Origin of the sequence: Pseudomonas sp. GD03858 (assembly GCF_029840925.1) — a bacterium.
In the GTDB taxonomy this organism is placed as follows: Bacteria; Pseudomonadota; Gammaproteobacteria; order Pseudomonadales; family Pseudomonadaceae; genus Aquipseudomonas.
Window position 1 is genome coordinate 99,366 of record NZ_JAOCDM010000002.1, and the last position, 20,673, is coordinate 120,038.

21 protein-coding genes are annotated in these 20,673 nt (G+C 67.2%); 13 read left to right on the top strand and 8 right to left on the bottom strand.

Annotation, left to right across the window (positions count from 1 at the left end; all coding sequences use genetic code 11):
• Positions 1-80: 80 nt before the first annotated feature.
• The 11 genes from N5D48_RS01430 to N5D48_RS01480 are packed head-to-tail and all read left to right on the top strand — an operon-like array spanning position 81 to position 10,629.
• Positions 81-662, top strand: a complete 582-nt coding sequence (locus N5D48_RS01430; protein WP_347881604.1) for an outer membrane lipoprotein carrier protein LolA — start codon at positions 81-83, stop codon at positions 660-662.
• Complete coding sequence (locus N5D48_RS01435) at positions 634-2,973, top strand: hypothetical protein (RefSeq protein ID WP_279880309.1); 2,340 nt, start codon at positions 634-636, stop codon at positions 2,971-2,973. The genes N5D48_RS01430 and N5D48_RS01435 overlap by 29 nt, the downstream gene beginning before the upstream one ends.
• A complete protein-coding gene (locus N5D48_RS01440) occupies positions 2,970-4,127 on the top strand; it encodes a sodium:proton antiporter (protein WP_279880311.1) in 1,158 nt (385 codons plus the stop codon). The genes N5D48_RS01435 and N5D48_RS01440 overlap by 4 nt, the downstream gene beginning before the upstream one ends.
• Complete coding sequence (locus N5D48_RS01445; protein WP_279880314.1) at positions 4,114-5,361, top strand: NAD(P)/FAD-dependent oxidoreductase; 1,248 nt, start codon at positions 4,114-4,116, stop codon at positions 5,359-5,361. The genes N5D48_RS01440 and N5D48_RS01445 overlap by 14 nt, the downstream gene beginning before the upstream one ends.
• Positions 5,358-6,089, top strand: coding sequence for a class I SAM-dependent methyltransferase (locus N5D48_RS01450; RefSeq protein ID WP_279880317.1), 732 nt, complete (start codon positions 5,358-5,360; stop codon positions 6,087-6,089). The genes N5D48_RS01445 and N5D48_RS01450 overlap by 4 nt, the downstream gene beginning before the upstream one ends.
• A complete protein-coding gene (locus tag N5D48_RS01455) occupies positions 6,086-6,571 on the top strand; it encodes a hypothetical protein (protein WP_279880319.1) in 486 nt (161 codons plus the stop codon). The genes N5D48_RS01450 and N5D48_RS01455 overlap by 4 nt, the downstream gene beginning before the upstream one ends.
• On the top strand, positions 6,568-7,761 hold the full coding sequence (locus tag N5D48_RS01460) for a beta-ketoacyl-[acyl-carrier-protein] synthase family protein (RefSeq protein WP_279880322.1): 1,194 nt from the start codon (positions 6,568-6,570) through the stop codon (positions 7,759-7,761). The genes N5D48_RS01455 and N5D48_RS01460 overlap by 4 nt, the downstream gene beginning before the upstream one ends.
• Positions 7,758-8,228, top strand: coding sequence for a hotdog family protein (locus tag N5D48_RS01465; protein WP_279880324.1), 471 nt, complete (start codon positions 7,758-7,760; stop codon positions 8,226-8,228). The genes N5D48_RS01460 and N5D48_RS01465 overlap by 4 nt, the downstream gene beginning before the upstream one ends.
• Positions 8,221-8,949 (top strand): 3-oxoacyl-ACP reductase FabG, encoded by a 729-nt coding sequence (gene fabG, locus N5D48_RS01470; protein WP_279880325.1) that lies wholly within the window; start codon positions 8,221-8,223, stop codon positions 8,947-8,949. Before N5D48_RS01465 ends, fabG begins: the two co-directional genes overlap by 8 nt.
• Positions 8,949-10,175, top strand: a complete 1,227-nt coding sequence (locus tag N5D48_RS01475) for a beta-ketoacyl-ACP synthase (RefSeq protein ID WP_279880328.1) — start codon at positions 8,949-8,951, stop codon at positions 10,173-10,175. Before fabG ends, N5D48_RS01475 begins: the two co-directional genes overlap by 1 nt.
• Before the next feature lie 28 nt (positions 10,176-10,203).
• Positions 10,204-10,629, top strand: coding sequence for a hypothetical protein (locus N5D48_RS01480; RefSeq protein ID WP_279880330.1), 426 nt, complete (start codon positions 10,204-10,206; stop codon positions 10,627-10,629).
• Between the two features lie 154 nt (positions 10,630-10,783).
• Here the strand turns inward: N5D48_RS01480 and N5D48_RS01485 are convergent, their stop codons facing one another.
• On the bottom strand, positions 10,784-11,683 hold the full coding sequence (locus N5D48_RS01485) for a LysR family transcriptional regulator (RefSeq protein ID WP_279880332.1): 900 nt from the start codon (positions 11,681-11,683) through the stop codon (positions 10,784-10,786).
• A 123-nt stretch (positions 11,684-11,806) separates the two neighbouring features.
• On the opposite strand from N5D48_RS01485, the gene N5D48_RS01490 reads away from it, so the two are divergent.
• Positions 11,807-13,048 carry an MFS transporter gene (locus N5D48_RS01490; protein WP_279880334.1) on the top strand — a complete coding sequence of 414 codons (1,242 nt, stop codon included), beginning with the start codon at positions 11,807-11,809 and terminating at the stop codon, positions 13,046-13,048.
• Positions 13,049-13,052: 4 nt separating this feature from the next.
• Here the strand turns inward: N5D48_RS01490 and creC are convergent, their stop codons facing one another.
• The 3 genes from creC to N5D48_RS01505 all read right to left on the bottom strand — a co-directional run bounded on the left by creC (position 13,053) and on the right by N5D48_RS01505 (position 15,821).
• A complete protein-coding gene (creC, locus tag N5D48_RS01495) occupies positions 13,053-14,486 on the bottom strand; it encodes a two-component system sensor histidine kinase CreC (protein WP_279880336.1) in 1,434 nt (477 codons plus the stop codon).
• A complete protein-coding gene (gene creB / locus N5D48_RS01500; protein ID WP_279880338.1) occupies positions 14,486-15,163 on the bottom strand; it encodes a two-component system response regulator CreB in 678 nt (225 codons plus the stop codon). The genes creC and creB overlap by 1 nt, the downstream gene beginning before the upstream one ends.
• 157 nt (positions 15,164-15,320) lie before the next feature.
• On the bottom strand, positions 15,321-15,821 hold the full coding sequence (locus tag N5D48_RS01505) for an ATP-dependent zinc protease (protein ID WP_279880340.1): 501 nt from the start codon (positions 15,819-15,821) through the stop codon (positions 15,321-15,323).
• A gap of 183 nt (positions 15,822-16,004) precedes the next feature.
• Between N5D48_RS01505 and N5D48_RS01510 the strand changes: the two genes are divergently transcribed.
• Positions 16,005-16,892 carry an acyltransferase gene (locus N5D48_RS01510; protein ID WP_279880342.1) on the top strand — a complete coding sequence of 296 codons (888 nt, stop codon included), beginning with the start codon at positions 16,005-16,007 and terminating at the stop codon, positions 16,890-16,892.
• 55 nt (positions 16,893-16,947) lie between these two features.
• On the opposite strand, the gene N5D48_RS01515 is transcribed toward N5D48_RS01510, so the two are convergent.
• The 4 genes from N5D48_RS01515 to soxG all read right to left on the bottom strand — a co-directional run bounded on the left by N5D48_RS01515 (position 16,948) and on the right by soxG (position 20,628).
• Entirely contained in the window at positions 16,948-17,514 is a 567-nt protein-coding gene (locus tag N5D48_RS01515; RefSeq protein WP_279880344.1) for a DUF2780 domain-containing protein, read from the bottom strand.
• 121 nt (positions 17,515-17,635) lie between these two features.
• On the bottom strand, positions 17,636-18,835 hold the full coding sequence (fdhA, locus tag N5D48_RS01520) for a formaldehyde dehydrogenase, glutathione-independent (protein ID WP_279880346.1): 1,200 nt from the start codon (positions 18,833-18,835) through the stop codon (positions 17,636-17,638).
• 291 nt (positions 18,836-19,126) lie between these two features.
• Positions 19,127-19,984: a formyltetrahydrofolate deformylase gene (purU, locus tag N5D48_RS01525; protein ID WP_279880349.1), complete on the bottom strand. Its 858-nt coding sequence runs from the start codon at positions 19,982-19,984 to the stop codon at positions 19,127-19,129.
• A gap of 11 nt (positions 19,985-19,995) precedes the next feature.
• Entirely contained in the window at positions 19,996-20,628 is a 633-nt protein-coding gene (gene soxG / locus N5D48_RS01530) for a sarcosine oxidase subunit gamma family protein (RefSeq protein WP_279880351.1), read from the bottom strand.
• Positions 20,629-20,673 lie beyond the last annotated feature (45 nt).

Genomic DNA, 20,673 nt, shown 5'->3' on the forward strand with positions numbered 1-20,673 from the left:
CCGGCCTCTTCGCGGGTAAACCCGCTCCCACGGGCAGCGCAAAACCTGTGGGAGCGGGTTTACCCGCGAAGGTCCCGGCATTGCTCACCCTGTTGCTGCTGCTCATCAGCCCCCTGGCCCAGGCCTTCACCCTCGACGACCTGCAAAAGCAGCTCAGCGAACCCGCCGTGGTCAAAGGCCCGTTCATCCAGGAGAAACACCTGCGCGCCCTGCCCCAGCCGCTGCTGAGCAAAGGCCGCTTCGTCCTGGCCCGCGACCATGGCTTGCTCTGGCTGCTGCAAACCCCGCTGCGCCAGGACTACCGCATCGCCGCCGACGGCATCGCCCGCCGCGACCCGAGCGGCTGGCAGACCTTGCCCAGCCACAGTGCCGGGGCCCAGCAGAACCGCCTGTTCTTCGCCGTGCTGCAGGGTGACAGCAGCGGCCTGCAACGCGACTTCGAGCTGAACCTGACGGGCGACGCGACGCACTGGCAGTTGCGCCTGACGCCCCGCTCACTGCTGCTCAAGCAAGTGTTCGAGCGCATCGACATCAGTGGCGGGCGCTTCGTCGAACGCATCGAGCTGAGCGAAACCCAGGGCGACAGCACCGTGCTGCGTCTGCCCGAAAGCAGCGGCGCCCCAGCGCTGAGCGATGCGGAGCGCAGCGACTTTGCCGACTGAACGTCTGTTGCCCCGCCTGTTCCTGGCCCTGTTGCTGGTCATGCTCGCCGTCGCCGGCTGGCAATGGCATCGCGGCGCGCCGCTGTCGGCCGACCTGATGACCCTGGTCCCCGGCGCCACCCATGACCCGCTGGTGGAGCGCGCCGAGCAGCGCATGCAGGAACCGCTCAACCGCGAACTGCTGGTACTGGTCGGCCATGCCGATCGCCAGCAGGCCTTGGCTCTGGCCGAGCGGCTGGCCGGCCAGTGGCAGGCCAGCGGGCTGTTCGAAAAAGTCCAGTGGAGCGTGCAGACCGACCTTGGCGCCGTGCGCGAACAGTTGCTCCAGGGGCGTCTGGCAATGCTCTCGACAGCGGATCGCCAGCAGCTGCGCGATCACCCCGACGCGTTCATCGAGCAGCGCGTGCAGAGCCTGTTCGATCCCTTCGCCGGCTTCAGCCTGGTGCCGAGCCAGGACGACTGGCTGGGCCTGACCGGGCGCATCCAGAACAGCCAGCCCAAGCCTGCCAACGTCACCCTGGACACTGCCAGCGGCGCCCTGGTCGCCGAGGCCGACGGTCGCCACTGGGTACTGCTGCGCGCCCGCACGCTGGGCAATGCCTTCGACCTGCAGTTGCCGCTGCAGGTGGCCGGGCTGCTGGCCGATGGCCGCGCGCAGGCCGAACAGCAAGGCGCGCGGCTGCTGGCCGCCAGCGGCCTGCTGCACGCCGCCGCCGGCCAACAGCAGGCCAGCCGCGAGATCACCTGGGTCGGCGGTGGCGCCACCCTGGGCATTCTCCTGCTGTTGCTGCTGGCGTTTCGCCGCTGGCGCGTGCTGCTGGCCTTCGTCCCGGTCCTGGTGGGCATGCTGTTCGGCTCGGTGGTGTGCGTGGCGCTGTTCGGCCAGATGCATGTAATGACCCTGGTCCTGGGTTCCAGCCTGATCGGCGTGGCGGTGGACTATCCCCTGCACTACCTGTCGAAAAGCTGGAGCCTGCGGCCCTGGCGCAGCTGGCCCGCGGTACGCCTGACCCTGCCGGGCATGAGCCTGAGCCTGGCCACCAGCTGCATCGGCTACCTGGCGCTGGCCTTCACGCCGTTCCCGGCGCTGACCCAGATCGCCGCCTTCTCCGCCGCCGGCCTGGTCGGCGCCTACCTGTGCGCGGTGTGCCTGCTGCCGGCGCTGCTGGGCGGCGTCGCACTGCGCCCGGCGCAGTGGCCGCTGCGGGTCGCCGAAATCCTCACCGGCTGGCGCCAGCGCCTGCTGCGCAAGGTGCCGGGTGGCGCGCTGCTGGCGCTGCTGCTGGCGTTCTGCGCGGCGGGCCTGTGGCGCCTCGAGACCCACAACGACATTCGCCAATGGGTCGGTAGCCCGCCTCAGTTGCTCGAAGAGGCGCAGGCGGTGGCGCGCATCACCGGTTACCAGCCCACCAGCCAGTTCTACCTGGTGCGCGGCGCCGACCAGCAACAGCTGCTCGAACGCCTGCAAGGGCTGTCGGTCAAGCTCGGCGAGCTGCGCGACCTGGACAAGCTCAAGGGCTACATGAGCCTCGGCCAGCTCATCGCCAGCCCGGCCGAACAGGCGCGTACGCGCCAGGCGCTGGCCAACCTGCCCGCACACTGGCAACCGCTGCTGGCCCTGGGGGTCCCCCAGGCCGCCCTGGACGAAGAACTCGCGCGGCTGGGGCAGTTGCCCACGCAAACCATCGACCAGGTGCTGGCCGGCCCGCTCGGCGAAGCCTGGCGCCCCTTGTGGCTGGGCCAGGACGGCGATGGCGTGGCGGCGATCGTCAGCCTGCAAGGCCAGGCCGACGCGGCCCTGCTGCGCCTGCAGGTCGATGACCTGGAGGGCGTCCAGCTGGTGGACCGGCTCGGCGAGCTGAACCAGCTGTTCGCCGCCACCCAGGTCAGCGCCGCCGAACTCAAGCTATTGTCCTGCGCGCTGATCCTGGTGCTGCTGGTGCTGCCGTTCGGCCTGCGCGGCTCGCTGCGCATCGTCGCCCTGCCACTGCTGGCGGCGCTGTGCAGCCTGGCCAGCCTAGGCTGGCTCGGTCAGCCACTGACCCTGTTCAGCCTGTTCGGCCTGCTGCTGGTGACCGCCATCAGCGTCGACTACGCGATCCTCATGCACGAGCGCATCGGCGGCGCCGCGGTCAGCCTGCTTGGCACCCTGCTCGCCGCCCTCACCACCTGGCTGTCGTTCGGCCTGCTGGCACTGTCCAGCACCCCGGCGGTGAGCAACTTCGGCCTGGCGGTGAGCCTGGGCCTGGCCTTCAGTTTCCTCCTGGCGCCCTGGGCCGCCTCTGGCGATGGAGCGCACGAGCAACCATGACCGTCCTGTCATTCTGGGCCCTGGCCTTGGCGCTGTATGCGCTGGCCAGCGCCCTGGGCAAGCGCCTGGGGCTGATCCCGATCGTCAGCCAGTTGCTGCTGGCGACCCTGGTGCTGCCGGTGCTCATGCTCCTGTGGATCGAGCCGCACTGGCAAATCGATGGTCCCGCGCTGGTGGCCCCGGCCTGGCTGAAGATCCTCTACGGCTGCAGTTTCGCCCTGCTGCTGGGGCATATCCTCGGCGACGTGGTGGAACTGCGCCCCGACCGCGAGGCGCTGAAGCTCGCCCTGCCCAGCTTCCTGGTGCCGTTCGCCTGCGGCCTGGGCTGCGCGGTGTGGCTGCTCGACCTGGGCGGGGTGAGCGCGCTGGCCCTGGGCCTGGTGTTCGCCATCACCGCGATCCCGGTGCTGTACCTGTACCTGCGCGCCATCGACTACCCGCCCAGCGCCAGCCGCCGTCTGCTGCAGGCGGCGATCCTGATCGACCTGGCGTGCTGGCTGCTGCTGGGCCTTGGCCAGGGCAGCCTGCAGCCCGCCAGCCTGGCGCTGCCACTGCTGGCGGCGCTGCTGCCGTTGCCGCTATACGCCCTCGGCCTGCGCGCGCCGAAGGCCTACGGCCTGCTGTTCCTGCTACTGCTGTTCGGCGCCGAACACTACAAGCTCAATGCCCTGATCTTCGGCATCGGCTACCTGGGGTGCCTGGCGTGGCTCGAAGTGCCGGTGCGCCTGCCACTGTCCGAGGCCTGGAGCCGCCGCCTGCAACAGGGCTTCGCGGTGCCGCTGATCCTCACCTACGGTGTGGTGCAGATCGACGCGCACCATGCCTTGCAGGGCTTCGACGCCTGGCAGCTGGCGGCGCTGCTGGCGCTGCCGATCTTCAGCAAGCTGCTCGGCAACTGGCTCGGCCTGAGCTGGGCGGCGCCGTCGTTCGCCGGCGCCAGCAAATGGCGCGAAAGCCTGCTGCTGAACATCCGCGGCCTCAGCGAAATCGTCTTTCTCAACCTGCTGCTGTCCCAGCAGCTGATCAGTCCGGCGCTGTACTTCGCGCTGATGCTGATGAGCCTGGTCGCCACCCTGATGCCCGCGCTGGCGGGCCTGCACCGTCTACCCCTTACGTCTGTTTCCCCGGCAAGGAGGCCTCATGCCGAACACTGAACTGCAACAACGCCAGGTCCTGGTGATCGGTGCCGGCCCGTCCGGCGCCATCGCCGCCGCGCTGCTCAAGCGCCAGGGCCATGACGTGCTGATCATCGAACGCCAGCGTTTTCCGCGCTTCTCCATCGGCGAGAGCCTGCTGTCGCACTGCCTCGACTTCGTCGAGGAAGCCGGCATGCTCGAGGCCTTGCAGGCCGCGGGCTTCCAGCACAAGAACGGCGCGGCCTTCGCCTGGGGCGACGAATACACGCACTTCGACTTCGGCCAGACCTTCACCCAGGGCAAGCCGAGCACCTTCCAGGTCCAGCGCGCGCGCTTCGACCAGCTGCTGGCCGACCAGGCCGAGGCCCAGGGCGTGGAGATCCGCTACCAGCAGGAGATCGTCAGCGCCGACATGAGCGGCGCGCAGCCCCTGCTGCGCGTGCGCCGCGAAGATGGCAGCGAGTACCAGGTGCAGGCCACCTTCGTGCTCGATGCCAGTGGCTATGGCCGGGTGCTGCCCCGCCTGCTCGACCTGGAGGCGCCGTCGAACTTCCCGGTGCGCCAGGCGGTGTTCACCCATGTCGAGGACCGCATCGACCATCCCGGCTTCGACCGCGACAAGATCCTCATCACCACCCACCCCGCACACCGCGATATCTGGTTCTGGACCATCCCGTTCAGCGATGGCCGCACCTCGCTGGGCGTGGTCGCCGCCGCCGAGCGCTTCGCCGAGGCGCCGTCCGACCTGGACTTGTGCCTGAAACACTTCGTCGCGCAGACCCCGAGCCTGTCCAAGGTCCTGGCCAACGCGGTGTGGGACACCCCGGCGCGCACCATCGGCGGCTACTCGGCCAACGTCAAATGCCTGCATGGCAACGGCTTCGCCCTGCTCGGCAACGCCGCCGAGTTCCTCGATCCGGTGTTCTCCTCGGGCGTGACCATCGCCATGCGCTCGGCGAGCATGGCCGCCGGCGTGCTGCACCGCCAGCTGCTGGGTGAAGCGGTGGACTGGCAGCGCGAGTTCGCCGAACCGCTCAAGCGCGGCGTCGACACCTTCCGGGTATATGTGGAGGGCTGGTACGACGGCGGCTTCCAGGACGTGATCTACCACCCCGGCAGCTCGCCGGAGATCCGCGCCATGATCAGCTCGATCCTCGCCGGCTACGCCTGGGACAACCGCAACCCATTCGTCGCCGAGCCCCGGCGGCGCCTGCGCACCCTGGCCGAACTGTGCGCGAGGGAACCGGCATGAGCCAGCAGCCCTACCTGAGCGACACCTATGTCGAGGAAACCCGTATTGGTTTTCGCTTCCTCAGCAGCCACACCTGGCAGCACCACGTACTGCGCGTGGCCATCGACGACCTGCGTCGCCTGTTCGACGGCGAACCACCCCAGGCCCCGGTGCTGCTCGATGCCGGCTGCGGCCAGGGCAAGTCGTTCAAGCACCTGCACCGGGTGTTCGCCCCGTCGCGCCTGCTCGGCACCGACGCCGACCCGCACAGCCTCGAGCTCAGCGCCGCCGAAGCCGGACGCCTGGGCATCGAGGTGGAGTTGCACGGCAGTGACTGCGCCCACTTGCAGTACCCGGATGCCAGCGTCGACATCCTGTTCTGCCACCAGACCTTCCACCACCTGGTCGAGCAGGAAAAGGCCCTGGCCGAGTTCCATCGCGTGCTCAAGCCCGGTGGCTACCTGCTGTTCGCCGAGTCCACCGAGGCCTACATCGACACCTGGGTGATCCGCTGGTTCTTCCGCCACCCCATGCACGTGCAGAAGAGCGCCGAAGGCTACTTGCAGATGCTCCGCGAGCAAGGCTTCGAGTTCGGCCCGCAAAACGTCTCGTACCCCTACCTGTGGTGGAGCCGGGCCAAGGATTTCGGCCTGCTCGAACGTCTCGGCCTGCGCAAGCCGCCAGCGGTCGGCCAGCGTGAGGAGACGCTGGTCAACGTGGTGGCGCGCAAGCCCCTGGAGCGCGCATGAAAGCACTGCTGGCGATGACCCTGTGCCTGCTGCTCGGCGCCTGCGCCGCGCGCACGCCGCTGCCCGCGCAACTGCCGGCACTGACCCTGCCGCAGCAACTGCATGTGGCCCGCGAGCAGGCCGGGCAGCGCCAGGACTGGCTGCTGGTGATCCAGCGTGAAGAGGACCGCCTGCGCTGGTCGCTGCTGGACCTGCTGGGCATCCCCCAGGCCCGCCAGTTGCTCGATGGCCAGCGCTGGCAGGCCGACGGCCTGCTGCCGCCCAACCCCGAGGCCCGCGAGCTGTTCGCCGCCATCTTGTTCGCCCTGACCCCGGCCAGGCAATTGCCACAGCTGTATCCCCAGGCCCGCCAGCAAGGCGAGCGGCGCTGGCTCGACGACCGTTGGCAGGTCACCTATCGGGCCAGCGACCGCTTCGACTTGAACCTGGGCCAGGGCCTGCGCTATGTAATCGACCCACTGCCCAGCGAGACCACGCCATGACCGCCTATCTCAATGCCCTGGGCCTGGTCTGCGCCCTCGGCCGCAGCCAGGCCGAAGTGGCTGCCCGCCTGTTCGCCGGCGATTGCTCCGGCATGCGCCACCAGGCTGGCTGGATCCCCGGACGCCAACCCCCGGTCGGCGCAGTGAGCGGCGAGCTGCCGACGCTGCCGCTGGCCGACTGGCAAAGCCGCAACAACCAGCTGCTGTACAGCGCCGCGCTGCAGATCGAGCCGGCCATTCGCCAGGCCATCGCCGAGCATGGCCCACAGCGCATCGCGGTCATTCTCGGCACCAGCACCTCTGGAATCGCCGAAGCCAGCGCGGGCATCGCCCATTACCTGCAGGTCGGGCAGTTCCCCGAGCACTATCGCTACGATCAGCAGGAGCTGAGCGCACCGGCCAATTTCCTCGCCGACTGGCTGCAACTGAGCGGCCCGGCCTATGTGATCTCCACCGCCTGCACCTCCAGCGGCCGGGCCCTGCTCAGCGCCCGCCGCCTGCTGGAACAAGGGCTGTGCGACGCGGTGCTGTGCGGCGGCGTGGATAGCCTGTGCGGCCTGACCCTGAACGGCTTCAGTGCCCTGGAAGCGGTGAGCGAGCAACGCTGCAACCCGTTCTCGGTCAATCGCGACGGCATCAACATCGGTGAGGCCGCGGCGCTGTTCCTGATGACCCGCGAACGCAACCGCCAAGGCCCCTCCATCGCCCTGCTCGGCGCCGGCGCCAGCTCCGATGCGCACCATATTTCCGCGCCGGACCCGACCGGCGCCGGCGCCTTGCAGTGCATGGGCAAAGCACTGGACAATGCCGGCCTCGCGCCGACGCAGATCGACTACCTGAACCTGCACGGCACCGCCACGCCGCACAACGACGCCATGGAGAGCCTGGCCGTGCACAGCCTGTTCGGCAGCACGCTGCCCTGCTCGTCGAGCAAGCCGATGACCGGCCACACCCTCGGCGCCGCCGGCGCCCTGGAAGCGGCCTTCTGCTGGCTGAGCCTGAGCGGGCACAACCCACAGGGCCTGCTGCCACCGCACATCTGGGACGGCCAGCGCGATCCGCAGCTGCCGGCCCTGGCCCTGGTCGACGGCAACCAGCGCCTCGACCCGCGGCGGCCACGCCGATTGATGAGCAATTCGTTCGCCTTCGGCGGCAACAACGTCAGCCTGATTCTCGGAGACACCCCATGATCCCCTGGCCATTGGCCGAACTGCTGCCCCACGCCGGCGACATGATCCTGATCGAGCGGATCGACAGTTGCGATCAGGAGCAGATCCACACCCGTGCCACGGTGCGCCCTGGCGGCCTGTTCAATCGCGCCGACGGCAGCCTGCCGGCCTGGCTGGGCGTCGAGCTGATGGCCCAGAGCGTGGCCGCCTATGCCGGCTGCCGCGCCCGTCGCAACGGCCAACCGGTGGAGCTGGGCTTCCTGCTGGGTACCCGCAAGTACGAATGCGATGTCGAGCACTTCCCGGTCGGCAGCGAACTGCACATCCACGCCCTGCGCTCGCTCGAAGACGAGAACGGCATGGGCGTGTTCGAATGCCACCTGCGCGGCCCCGGCATCCATGCCAGCGCCCGCCTGAATGTCTACCGCCCACCGCAAGTGGCCAGCTACCTGGCCGAGGCGGACCCAGAGGAGCCCTCCCATGACTGACACCATCCTGGTCACCGGCTCGAGCCGAGGCATCGGCCGGGCCATTGCCCTGCGCCTGGCCCGCGCCGGTTTCGACCTGGTGCTGCATTGCCGCAGCGGCCGCGCCGAGGCCGATGCCGTGGCCGTCGAAATCCGGGCGCTGGGCCGCCAGGCACGGGTACTGCAGTTCGACGTGGCCGACCGCGCCGCCTGCCGGGCCGTGCTCGAAGCCGATGTCGAGACCCACGGCGCCTACTACGGCGTGGTGTGCAACGCCGGCCTGACTCGCGATGGCGCCTTCCCGGCGCTCAGCGACGAAGACTGGGACCAGGTCATGCGCACCAACCTCGACGGTTTCTACAACGTGCTGCAGCCACTGAGCATGCCGATGATCCGCCGCCGCGCACCGGGGCGCATCGTCTGCATCACCTCGGTGTCGGGGCTGATCGGCAACCGTGGCCAGGTCAACTACAGCGCCTCCAAGGCCGGCCTGATTGGCGCCGCCAAGGCCCTGGCCATCGAGCTGGGCAAGCGCCGCATCACCGTCAACTGCGTGGCTCCCGGGCTGATCGACACCGCCATGCTCGACGAGCATGTGCCGGTCGACGAGCTGCTGAAGATGATCCCGGCCGGACGCATGGGCACGCCCGAAGAAGTGGCGGGCGCGGTGAATTTCCTGATGTCGCCCGAGGCGGCCTATATCACCCGCCAGGTGCTGGCGGTCAACGGAGGGCTGTGCTGATGCGTCGCGTCGTGGTTACCGGCATGGCCGGCCTCACCGCCCTGGGCAACGACTGGGCGACCATCGCCGGGCATTTCGCCGGCCAGCGCAGCGGCATCCGCCGCATGCACGAGTGGGACCGGTTCGAGGAACTGAACACACGCCTGGCCGGGCCGATCGATGACTTCCAGGTGCCCGGCCACTGGACCCGCAAGCAGCTGCGCAGCATGGGCCGGGTATCGCGCCTGGCCGTGGCCGCCGCCGAGCGCGCCCTGGCCGACGCCGGCCTGCTCGACGACCCGAGCATTCGCGACGGGCGCATGGGCGTGGCCTGTGGCTCCTCCACCGGTAGCACCGACGAGATCAAGGCGTTCGGCAACATGCTGCTCAACTCGGTGGCCGACGGCCTCAACGCCAACTCCTACGTGCGCATGATGCCGCACACCACCGCCGCCAACATCAGTATCTTCTTCGGCCTGACCGGGCGCCTGATCCCCACCTCCAGCGCCTGCACCAGCGGCAGCCAGGGCATCGGCTACGCCTACGAGGCGATCAAGTACGGCCGCCTGCCGCTGATGCTCGCCGGCGGCGCCGAAGAACTGTGCCCCACCGAGGCGATGGTGTTCGACGCGCTGTACGCCACCAGCCTGAAAAACGACACCCCGCACCTGAGCCCCCGCCCGTACGACAGTGGCCGGGACGGGCTGGTGATCGGCGAGGGTGGCGGCATGCTGGTGCTCGAGGAGCTGGAACACGCGCTGGCGCGCGGCGCGCGAATCCACGCCGAGATCGTCGGTTTCGGCAGCAACGCCGATGGCCAGCACACCACCCGTCCCGAACAGGCCACCATGCGCCGGGCCATGGAGCTGGCGCTGGAGGATGCCGCCCTGCCGCCCGAAGCGATCGGCTACGTCAACGGCCACGGCACCGCCACCGAGCAGGGCGACATCGCCGAGACCCAGGCCACCAGCAGCCTGTTCGGGCCGGGCATGCCGATCAGCTCGCAGAAGAGCTTCCTCGGCCATACCCTGGGCGCCTGCGGCGCGCTGGAGTCGTGGTTCAGCATCGAGATGATGAACAGCGACCGCTACGCGCACACCCTCAACCTCGATGACATCGACCCACGCTGTGGCGAGCTGGACTACCTGCGCGGCGAATTCCGCGGCATGAGCCACGAGCATGTGATGAACAACAACTTCGCCTTCGGCGGCGTCAACACTTCGCTGATCTTCCGCCGCTGGCCCTGACACCCCCACCCTGACTGGAGAGCAAGGAATGTCCCCATTGATTCGCGCCGCGGCCCTGGGCCTGGCACTGACCGGCCTGGCCGGCTGCACCTCGAAGCCGGTACTCAACCCGGCCGAGCAGCTGACCGCCAACCACAACTACAGCCAGGCGCAGGTACAGCAGGCGATCCTCAAGGCCATCGCCGAGCGCGGCTGGACCGCGCGCAATGTCGGCCCAAGCCTGATCCAGGCCGACATCACCGTGCGCAACACCTTCTACGCCGCCGTGGACATCCACTACAGCCCGAGCCAGTTCCGCATCGCCTACCGCGACAGCCGCGAGCTGGGCTACAAGGACGGCAAGATCCACCGCAACTACAACCGCTGGGTGTACAACCTGGATCGCGCCATCGTGCAGCAGCTGAACAACGCCTATACGCAGAACCTCACGCAGCAGGGCACTGCCTTCAAGTGAGCCATCTTGCTTCACGGGTGAACCCGTGAAGCAAGATGCGCGGTGCCTGGCACCGGCTACGCCGGTGTTCGCGGGTAAACCCGCTCCTACAGCGAGCGCGCTGACCTTGAGCCACACGCGCCACCCTGTGGGAGCGGGTTTACCCGCGAAAGCGTCAGCACTGGCCGCCCACCTGCCCCGTCAGCAATTCGGCGAAAGCCTTGGCCATCGCCGAACCGCCACGTTCGCGCTGCACCAGCCACACCGCCGTGACCGCCGCCTCATCCAGCAGCGTGCGGTACACCACGCCCTCGATGCGCATGCGCTGGAACGACGCCGGCAGCACCGAGACCCCAAGCCCCGCCGACACCAGGCCGATGATGGTCATCGCCTCGCCCGCCTCCTGGGCGAAATGCGGGCTGAACCCGGCCGCGCGCGCCAGGCTCAGCAACTGCGCATGCAGGCCGCTGCCGTAGCTGCGCGGGAAGAACACGAACGGCTCGTCGGCCAACGCCTGCATGTACAGGCCCTGTTCGCTGCCTTGCGCCAACGGGTGCGAGGCGTTGATCACCGCCACCAGCGGCTCGCGCAACAGCTCGGTGACCAGCAGCCCCTCCGGCAGCGGCATGGGCCGCATCAGCCCCACTTCGATAGACTCGTCGAGCACCGCCTCGGCCACCTCGCGGCTGCTCATTTCCCGCAGGTTCAGATGCACCGCCGGGAAGCGCTGGCGAAACGCGTGCAACGCCTTGGGAATCTTCGAGGTGAACGGCGCCGACGAGGTGAAGCCGATCTTCATCTCGCCCAGCTCGCCCAGTTGCGCGCGGCGCGCCACGTCGGCGGCCTTGTCCACCTGCGCCAGCACCAGGCGCGCTTCGTCGAGGAACAGCCGTCCGGCTTCGCTGAGCTCCACGCGACGGTTGGTGCGCTCGAACAGGCGCGCCCCCAGCTCCTGCTCAAGCGCCTGGATCTGCTGGCTCAAGGGTGGTTGTGAAATGCCCAGTTGCTGGGCGGCCCGACCGAAATGCAACTCCTCGGCCACGGCGATGAAATAGCGCAGGTGACGCAGCTCCATGATGGGCTCCAATCAAGTCGTAAAACCTATCAAACAGGTCGAACAATATATTGGATCTAATTATTAGCCAGCTATATGCTTTTTCCCATCGCAGCACCGGCCCCGTGCCCGAGGTACCCTTCCGTGAGATCCGCCGTAGCCCCCCTGCCCGCCGAACCCGAGCCCATCCTGGGCGACATCTGGATCGAAAAGGGCAGCCCCGCCTTCATCAAGACCGTGCTGGCCCTGTTCAGCGGCGGCTTCGCCACCTTCGCCCTGCTGTACTGCGTGCAGCCGATGATGCCGCTGCTGTCCCAGGAGTTCGCCATCAATGCCGCGCAGAGCAGCCTGGTGCTGTCGGTCTCGACCGCCATGCTCGCCTTCGGCCTGCTGGTCACCGGGCCGATCTCCGATCGCATCGGGCGCAAGCCGGTGATGGTCTTCGCCTTGCTTTGCGCCGCCCTGGCCACCCTGGCCAGCGCCGTGATGCCGACCTGGCAACTGGTGCTGGCCAGCCGCGCGCTGGTCGGCCTGTCGTTGAGCGGCCTGGCGGCGGTGGCGATGACCTACCTCAGCGAGGAAATCCATCCGCAGCACATCGGCCTGGCCATGGGCCTGTACATCGGCGGCAATGCCATCGGCGGCATGAGCGGCCGGCTGATCACCGGGGTGCTGATCGACTTCGTCAGCTGGCACACGGCGATGCTGGTCATTGGCGCGCTAGCCCTGGTGGCGGCCCTGGTGTTCTGGAAGGTACTGCCCGAGTCGCGCAACTTCCGCCCCCAGCCACTGAACCCGCGCAGCCTGCTCGACGGTTTCGTCATGCACTTCAGGGATGCCGGGCTGCCCTGGCTGTTCCTCGAGGCCTTCTTGCTGATGGGCGCCTTCGTCACCCTGTTCAACTACATCGGCTACCGCCTGCTGGCCGAGCCGTACCACATGAACCAGGCACTGGTCGGGTTGCTGTCGGTGGTGTATCTCTCGGGCATCTACAGCTCGGCGCAGGTCGGTGCCCTGGCCGACAAGCTGGGCCGGCGCAAGGTGTTCTGGGCCAGCATCCTGGTGATGGCCGCGGGCCTGCTGCTGACCCTTGCCAGCCCGCTGGCGCTGGTCATCGTCGGCATGCTGGTATTCACCTTCGGCTTCTTCGGCGCGCATTCGGTGGCCAGCAGCTGGATCGGCCGCCGCGCGCTCAAGGCCAAGGGCCAGGCGTCATCGCTGTACCTGTTCTGCTACTACGCAGGTTCGAGCGTCGCCGGCACGGCGGGCGGCGTGTTCTGGCACCAGGCCGGCTGGAACGGTATCGGCCTGTTCATCGGCAGCCTGCTGGCGCTGGCCTTGCTGGTGGCCCTGCACCTGAGCCGACTGCCCGCCAAGGCCGCCTGAGCGCTCAGCCGAAGCGCCGCGCCGGCAGCCACAGCCTGACCCGCACGCCACCGTCGACGTTGTCGACCGCCAGCGCCCCGCCGTGCAGTTGCATGACTTCGGCGACGAAGTTCAGCCCCAGGCCCGTGCTCTTGCGTCCGGAGCCTGGCCTTGGCAAGGAGTAGAAACGTTCGGCGACCCGGCCGATGGCATAGCCGGGAATGGCCTGCCCTTCGTTGAACAGGCTCAGCGCCACCCGCTCCCCCGCCCGCTCCAGTTCGAACAGCAGCGCGCCACCGGGTGGCGTGAAATCCAGGGCGTTGTCCAGCAGGTTGGCCAGCGCCTGACGCATCAGGAACGGGTCGCACAGCAGTCGTGTCCCCTCCGGCAGCCGCTGGCGCACTCGCAAGCCGCTGCTTTCTATCCGTGCCGCATGGCCCAGCAGCAGCTCGTCGACCAACGCTGCCAACGCCACCTGTTGCTCATCCTCCAGTGCCTGCATCTGTTCGACACGGGCCAGGTTGAGCAGGCGCTCGATCATCTGCTGCAAACGCTCGCTCTCGCGCTCGATGTTGCCGGCGAAGCGCGCCCGCTGCTCGGCGGGCATCTCGCCCTGGAGCAGCTCCGAGGCGCCGCGGATCGCCGCCAGCGGGCTCTTCAGTTCGTGGGTCAAGGTATGCACGTAGCGTTCGACGTAGGCCTTGCCCTCCAGTTGCGTGCGCATGCGCTCCACCGCCGTGGCCAGTTGCAGCAGCTCGCCGCCCTTGTAGTGCGGCAAGGCGGCGCGCTCGCCGGCGCTGACGGCCTCGGCGTAGTGGGTCAGGCGCCGCAACGACCGGGTCAGCCACCACGACAAAGCCGCGCCGACCAGCAGGCCGAGCACGATCAGCCCCACCCCGAGCGTCAGCAGGCGCTGCTCGGAACGGTCGATGTACGGCTGCAGCGAGCTGTTGGGCTTGGCCACGGTGACCACGCCGATGACCTTGCCGGCGTCGAGGATCGGCGCCGCCACGTGCATGACCGAGGTGTTTTCATCCTCCGGATCGCTGCGCGTCGAGCGCGCGCCGTACTGGCCGCGCAGGGTGAGGTAGACATCGTTCCAGCGCGAGTAGTCCTTGCCCAGGTCCTGGCCGGTGGAGTCGAGCAGCACGATGCCCTTGGCATCGGTCACGTAGATGCGGTGGCTGACCTGGGTCTTGGCCAGGCCCCAGATCTGTGCGCTCGGTCGGCGCTCGCCGTAGGACTGCAGGACGTGCGACAGCCGGCTCTGGTTCAAGGTGCCGTGCCTGAGATCGTCGCGCAGGATCTCCGCCAGCAGGTTGGCGGTGTCCACCAGCGTCTCTTCCGAAGCCTGGCGCACCACCGGGCGAATCTGCTCGCGCACGGTATTGAGCAAAAAATACCCGGCCAGCCCGACGAACAGGAAGTACACCAGGAAGATGCGAATGCCCAGGCGCATCAGGCGTGATCCGGGCTGTAGCTGTAGCCCAGGCCGCGGTGGGTCTGGATCGGCTCGGCGTCGGTCGCGACCTGACGCAGCTTGGCGCGCAGGCTCTTGATATGGCTGTCGATGGTGCGCTCGTAGCCCACGTCCGAGGCCACGCCCAGGCCATCGAGCAATTGCTCGCGGCTGAACACCCGGCGCGGTTGCTCGAGCAGACATTGCAGCAGGCGGAACTCATGGCGGGTCAGCGCCAGCGGCTGACCGCGATAGACGATGCGCATGGCCAGGGTGTCGACCTGGAACGCCAGCGGTTCGGCGGGCTCGGCGCGCGGCGCCATGCGCTTGAGGATCGCCCGCACCCGCGCCGCCACTTCGCGCGGGCTGAAGGGCTTGACCACATAGTCGTCGGCGCCGATTTCCAGGCCCAGCACGCGATCGATCTCGGCGTCACGGGCGCTGAGGAACATCACCGGCACCTCGCTGAAGCGGCGCAGTTGGCGGCAGGTTTCGAAACCGCTGATATCGGGCAGGCCGATGTCGAGGATCACCAGGTCAGCCGGGCACAGACGCTGCTGCTCGACGGCGGCGCTGCCGAGGGTCACCCAGTCGGTGCTGTGGCCGTCGGCCTGCAGGGCGTAGACCAGGGTGTCGGCGATGGCGGCTTCGTCTTCGACGATGAGGATGTGGGGCATCTGAGCGGCAAGCCTCAAGCTGCAAGCTGCAAGCTGCAAGCTGCAAGTGAAAACGGATCGTGGCAACTTACACCGATCCGCTGTTTCTTGCAGCTTGCAGCTTGCAGCTTGCAGCTTGCAGCTTGCAGCTTGCAGCTTGCAGCTTGTAGCTGGCGAATCAGCAGTCAGGCTTGCCCGCGGTGAACTTCTTCGCCGGATTCACCGCCGCCTTGAACTCGCGCAGGGCCTTGGCGCCCACCAGCAACGGGTAGTTGAAGCTGCTGCGGTCCACCAGGTTGACCTCCACGGTACGCTTCACATCGCCCAGGCACAGCTCCAGGTCCACTACCGGGCGCCGCGACAGCTCGGGTACATCGCCTTCGTCTTCCTCGTCGGCGCGATTCTTGATCTTGCTGATGCGCGCCAGCTTGTGCTCGTAGACCTTGCCGTCGGCAGCCTTGGTCGCCAGGCGGAAACGCACCCAGTCCTCGCCATCACGGCTGAACAGCTCGATATCCTTGGCCGACAGCGACGCGGTATAGGCACCGGTGTCCATCTTGGCCTTGAGGGTTTCACCGATCTCCGGCAGCGCGATGTTCTCGTAACGGCCATAAAGCGTCGGTTCCGCGGCCATCACCGGCAGCGCCAGAAGGGACAGCAGGGCAAGCAGGGGTTTCACAATGCGGGCTTCCTTGAGAGGGGTCAGTGCTTAGACCAGACAGGCAGGATAGGTTCGTTGTCACAGGGTAAACAACACAATGTGAAACATTTGTCCCAGTTAATGGACGTACGACGTTTGGCGTAGGCCGTCGCCCTGCTTATCATTGCCAACCGTTTCCTTCCGACAACAAGAGTCTCCTTTATGCGTCGCCTGCTGACCGGCATCCTCACCCTCACCCTGCTGCTGCTCAACACCCTGGTGCTGATCGGTCCGCTGCTGGTCTTCGCCCTGCTCAAGCTGGTGCTGCCGGGCCGTGGCCGCGACTACGCATCGGCTGCGGTGATGTGGGTCGCCGAAACCTGGTCGGAGATCGACAAAGTCATCTTCGCCCTGTGCATCCCCACCCGATGGGACATCCGCGGCGTCGACACGCTGCGCAAGGACACTTCATACCTGTGCGTCAGCAACCACCAGACCTGGGTCGACATCCCCGCGCTGATCGAAAGCCTCAATCGCCGGGTGCCGTTCTTCAAGTTCTTCCTCAAGAAAGAGCTGATCTGGGTGCCGCTGCTGGGGCTGGCCTGGTGGGGGCTGGACTACCCGTTCATGAAGCGCTACAGCAAGGCGTTCCTCGACAAGCACCCGGAACTCAAGGGCAAGGACCTGGAAATCACCAAGGCCGCCTGCGAGCTGTTCAAGCGCCAGCCGGTGACCGTGGTCAACTACCTGGAAGGCACCCGCTTCACCGAGGCCAAGCGCGAGCAACAGCAGTCGCCCTACCGCCACCTGCTCAAGCCCAAGGCCGGCGGCGTGGCCTTCGTGCTGGCGGCGCTGGGCGAGCAGCTGGATGCACTGCTCGACGTGACCATCGTCTATCCCGGCGACAAGGCGCCGGGGTTCTGGGACCTGCTCAATGGCAGCATCAGCCGGGTGATCATCGACATTCGCGTGCGTGAGCTGGACCCGGCGCTGAGCGAAGGCGATTACGAGAGCGATCCGGCGTTCCGCCAGACGGTGCAGGCCTGGGTCAACCAGCTGTGGCTGGACAAGGACCAGCGGATCGAGGAGTTGCGCGCCGAGATGCGTTGAAGCCAATGGCCTAATCGCAGGCAGGCCCGCTCCTACAGTGCCGTGTGTAGGGCGCTCAGACCGATGGCTGGCTCAACGGCGCAGGGGTATTCCACAAGCTTCCCAGGTTCTGCAGCAGCGATCCGGCGATCCCCTGCTGCCCCAGGTACTGCAGGATCAACGGCGCGAACTGGCCGATCATCCCGGTATCCATGCCCAGCGCCTTGAAGGCGTTATCCAGGTCGTTGCGATTCTCCACCTCACCGCCCAGGGCATTGCTCAGGGCCGAACTGTTCTTGTCTTTGCCCAGCAACTGCCCCAGGCCGCCCAACCCACCCAGGGCATTGTTACCGGAGAGCAGGTCCAGCCCCGGCACGGCCTTGGTCAGTTGCCCATAGTCATCGCCACTGAGGTTGTTGCGCGCCAGCCCGAGCATCGCTCCCGCCCCACCAATGGCCTGTTCCGGGGTGATCTTCAGCTCGCTGCCCAAGGTATTGAGCAGGTTGGCCTGCGCCGCAGGGGCCTGCACCTGACCGCTCGGGTTCTGCGTGGCGGAGACCGCATTGGCGACATCGTTGAGGTTGAAGGCGAACACCGGGCTTGCGGCCAGGGTCATCAGGGTTGCCAGGGTGAGTGCTTTCATCGGGAGGGACCTCGTCGGCCGGAATGGCCGGGAAACGAGGGTTGGACTGGGAGTGCGGCACTTTGTTCCGGCCCAATCACCGCCAGAGCCCTTCGCGGGCTTTCCCGCGAAGGGCTGGCCATCACGCCGCGCTGAAGGTCTTGTGCGGGTCGATCACGAATTTCTTCGGCACGCCCGCGTCGAACTCACCATAGCCTTCCGGTGCCTGGTCCAGGCTGATCACCTGCACGCCCACCACCTCGGCAATGTTGATGCGATCCCACATGATCGCCTGCATCAGTTGGCGGTTGTATTTCATGGTCGGGGTCTGGCCGGTGTGGAAGCTGTGCGACTTGGCCCAGCCCAGGCCGAAACGGATGCTCAGCGCACCGATCTTGGCAGCGGCATCCACCGCGCCCGGGTCTTCGGTCACGTACAGGCCGGGGATACCGATCTTGCCGGCCACGCGGGTCACCTGCATCAACGAGTTGAGCACGGTGGCCGGGGCCTCGTGCTTGGCGCCTTCATGGCCGTGACCGCGAGCCTCGAAGCCCACCGCGTCGACGGCGCAGTCCACTTCCGGCTCGCCAAGGATGTCGACGATCTGCTCATGCAAAGGCGTGTCCTTGGACAGATCGACCACCTCGAAGCCTTGGGCCTTGGCGTGGGCCAGGCGGGCCGGGTTGAGGTCACCGACGATCACGCAGGCGGCGCCCAGCAAGCGCGCGGAAGCAGCGGCGGCCAGGCCGACCGGGCCGGCACCGGCGACATATACCGTGCTGCCCGGGCCGACACCAGCGGTGACGGCGCCGTGGTAGCCGGTCGGCAGGATGTCGGAAAGGCAGGTCAAGTCGCGGATCTTCTCCATGGCCTTGTCGCGGTCCGGCAGTTTCAGCAGGTTGAAGTCGGCGTAGGGCACCAGCACGTACTCGGCCTGGCCGCCGGTCCAGTCGCCCATGTCGACGTAGCCGTAGGCGCCACCGGCGCGGGCCGGGTTGACGGTGAGGCAGACGCCGGTGTGCATCTCTTTGCAGGAGCGGCAGCGGCCGCAGGCGACGTTGAAGGGTACCGACACCAGGTCGCCGATTTTCAGGCGTTCGACATCACGCCCCATCTCGACGATTTCACCGGTGATTTCGTGGCCCAGGACCAGGCCGACCTGGGCGGTGGTACGGCCACGGACCATGTGCTGGTCGGAGCCGCAGATGTTGGTGGAGACCACCTTGAGGATGACCCCGTGCTCGATCTTGTTGCCGCGCGGGTCCTGCATCTTGGGGTAGTCGATCTTCTGCACCTCGACCTTGCCCGCGCCGAGATACACCACTCCACGGTTACCAGACATGCTCTTACCTCGCTTGATTTGTATTTATGCAGCGGTGGTGGAAAGCGCCGCCGTCCGTGGGCGGCCTGTGTTACTGGATGAAGGGGATTGTGGGCTGGATGGGCGGTGGGGCGGTGACTGGATGCGACAGGCAGATACCTGTTCACGGCAGGCCAAAAGCCGGGGCCGCTGTGCGGCCCTTTCGCGACACGAGGCCGCTCCTACAGGGGACCGCGTCAGCCAGGGCAAACGCGGACATTGTAGGAGCGGCCTCGTGTCGCGAAAGGGCTGCGCAGCAGCCCCGGCACTTGATCAGAGAACGACAGTGCGATTGGCGTTAAGAAACACCCGCCGCTCGATGTGATAACCGACAGCCCGCGCCAGGGTCAGGCATTCGATATCGCGCCCCTTGGCGATCAGGTCCTCGGGATAGTGGGCATGGTCAACCACCTCGACGCCCTGGGCGATGATCGGGCCTTCGTCCAGGTCGTTGTTGATGTAGTGCGCGGTGGCGCCAACCATCTTCACGCCCTTGTTGTAGGCCTGGTGATACGGCTTGGCGCCCTTGAACCCGGGCAGCAGCGAGTGATGGATGTTGATCGCCCAGCCATCGAGCCTGCGGCACAGCTCCGGCGACAGCACCTGCATGTAGCGGGCGAGGATCACCAGCTCCGCGCCGGTCTGCTCGATCACCTGCACTACCTTGCGCTCCTGCGCCGGCTTGTCGTTGGGGTCGAGAGCGAAGTGGTAGTAGGGAATCTTGTGCCAGTGCGCCAACGGTTCGAGGTCGGGGTGGTTGGACACCACCGCGACCACGTCCATGGCCAGTTGGCCGATGCGCTGGCGATACAAAAGGTCATTCAGGCAATGATCGGCCTTGGACACCATGATCACCACCTTGGGGCGGTGATTCGGCGCGACCAGCTCGAAGGCCATGCCGAAGGCCTCGCTGCGCTCGGCCAGCCCTGCGCGGAAGGCATCTTCGTCGAAGCCATCCGGCACGCGGAACTCCACGCGAATGAAGAACCGCCCCGACAGCCGGTCATCGAAGGAGTGGTGCTCGGTGACGTAGCAGCGCTGCTCGTAGAGATGACGCGTCACCACATCGACCGTGCCGAGCATGCTCGGGCAGTCGGCAGTGAGAATCCAGGTGTCCGGTGCCCGACTCATGTTGTTGCTCCTTATGCTTCGATGGCCAGACCGTATTCGGCCGACGCGTCCTGCAGCCACAACCACCAGTAATCGGAGAAGCTGCGGCGGATCACCAGTTCCCAGGTGTCCTCGGCGGTGCGGCGGATCACCAGTTGCGACTTGGCGAACACCGTGCCGACGGCCTTGCCGACCGGAAAGTTGTTCGGATGCACATCATAGCTGGTGGACTTCATCAGCACGTCGCGCACGTTGGGGCCGCTCAATTCGAGCAGGGTCTGCCCACCGCTGACGTTGACCACCTGGATATGCTGGCCGTCGAGGGCATCGCGCAGTTTCTGCTCGACGGCGAATTCCTGGCCGCCGGGCACGATCAGCAGCCACTCGTCCGGGCCCATCCACTGCAGCGACATCTCGTTGTTGGCGACCACGGTCAGGGCCACCGGCAGCTCCAGGCCCAGGGCCTTGTGCACGCCGCCGGCGAAGGCCTGGTCGTGGCCGTTGCCACGAATGGTCAGGTGGCCGAGGAATTTCTTCTCGCGCAGGGTCACGCCTGCATTCTTGCGGCCCTTGCCGACCAGGCTGGCCAGGTCGGCGTGGTGCAGCGGCGACTGGGCCTTGGCGTCAGAGCCTGGGTTTTGCTGGAAGACGTTGATAGCGCTCATTTCTTACCTGCCTTGAATTCTTGTGCGAGGAACCACTGACCTCGT

What these genes read in the sequence shown, in the direction of transcription:
- N5D48_RS01435 (WP_279880309.1), top strand. Translation starts at nt 634, where the DNA reads ATGCGGAGCGCAGCGACTTTGCCGACTGAACGTCTGTTGCCCCGCCTG.
- N5D48_RS01440 (WP_279880311.1), top strand. Translation starts at nt 2,970, where the DNA reads ATGACCGTCCTGTCATTCTGGGCCCTGGCCTTGGCGCTGTATGCGCTG.
- N5D48_RS01445 (WP_279880314.1), top strand. Translation starts at nt 4,114, where the DNA reads ATGCCGAACACTGAACTGCAACAACGCCAGGTCCTGGTGATCGGTGCC.
- N5D48_RS01450 (WP_279880317.1), top strand. Translation starts at nt 5,358, where the DNA reads ATGAGCCAGCAGCCCTACCTGAGCGACACCTATGTCGAGGAAACCCGT.
- N5D48_RS01455 (WP_279880319.1), top strand. Translation starts at nt 6,086, where the DNA reads ATGAAAGCACTGCTGGCGATGACCCTGTGCCTGCTGCTCGGCGCCTGC.
- N5D48_RS01460 (WP_279880322.1), top strand. Translation starts at nt 6,568, where the DNA reads ATGACCGCCTATCTCAATGCCCTGGGCCTGGTCTGCGCCCTCGGCCGC.
- N5D48_RS01465 (WP_279880324.1), top strand. Translation starts at nt 7,758, where the DNA reads ATGATCCCCTGGCCATTGGCCGAACTGCTGCCCCACGCCGGCGACATG.
- fabG (WP_279880325.1), top strand. Translation starts at nt 8,221, where the DNA reads ATGACTGACACCATCCTGGTCACCGGCTCGAGCCGAGGCATCGGCCGG.
- N5D48_RS01475 (WP_279880328.1), top strand. Translation starts at nt 8,949, where the DNA reads ATGCGTCGCGTCGTGGTTACCGGCATGGCCGGCCTCACCGCCCTGGGC.
- N5D48_RS01480 (WP_279880330.1), top strand. Translation starts at nt 10,204, where the DNA reads ATGTCCCCATTGATTCGCGCCGCGGCCCTGGGCCTGGCACTGACCGGC.
- N5D48_RS01485 (WP_279880332.1), bottom strand. Translation starts at nt 11,683, where the DNA reads ATGGAGCTGCGTCACCTGCGCTATTTCATCGCCGTGGCCGAGGAGTTG.
- creC (WP_279880336.1), bottom strand. Translation starts at nt 14,486, where the DNA reads ATGCGCCTGGGCATTCGCATCTTCCTGGTGTACTTCCTGTTCGTCGGG.
- creB (WP_279880338.1), bottom strand. Translation starts at nt 15,163, where the DNA reads ATGCCCCACATCCTCATCGTCGAAGACGAAGCCGCCATCGCCGACACC.
- N5D48_RS01510 (WP_279880342.1), top strand. Translation starts at nt 16,005, where the DNA reads ATGCGTCGCCTGCTGACCGGCATCCTCACCCTCACCCTGCTGCTGCTC.
- N5D48_RS01515 (WP_279880344.1), bottom strand. Translation starts at nt 17,514, where the DNA reads ATGAAAGCACTCACCCTGGCAACCCTGATGACCCTGGCCGCAAGCCCG.
- fdhA (WP_279880346.1), bottom strand. Translation starts at nt 18,835, where the DNA reads ATGTCTGGTAACCGTGGAGTGGTGTATCTCGGCGCGGGCAAGGTCGAG.
- purU (WP_279880349.1), bottom strand. Translation starts at nt 19,984, where the DNA reads ATGAGTCGGGCACCGGACACCTGGATTCTCACTGCCGACTGCCCGAGC.
- soxG (WP_279880351.1), bottom strand. Translation starts at nt 20,628, where the DNA reads ATGAGCGCTATCAACGTCTTCCAGCAAAACCCAGGCTCTGACGCCAAG.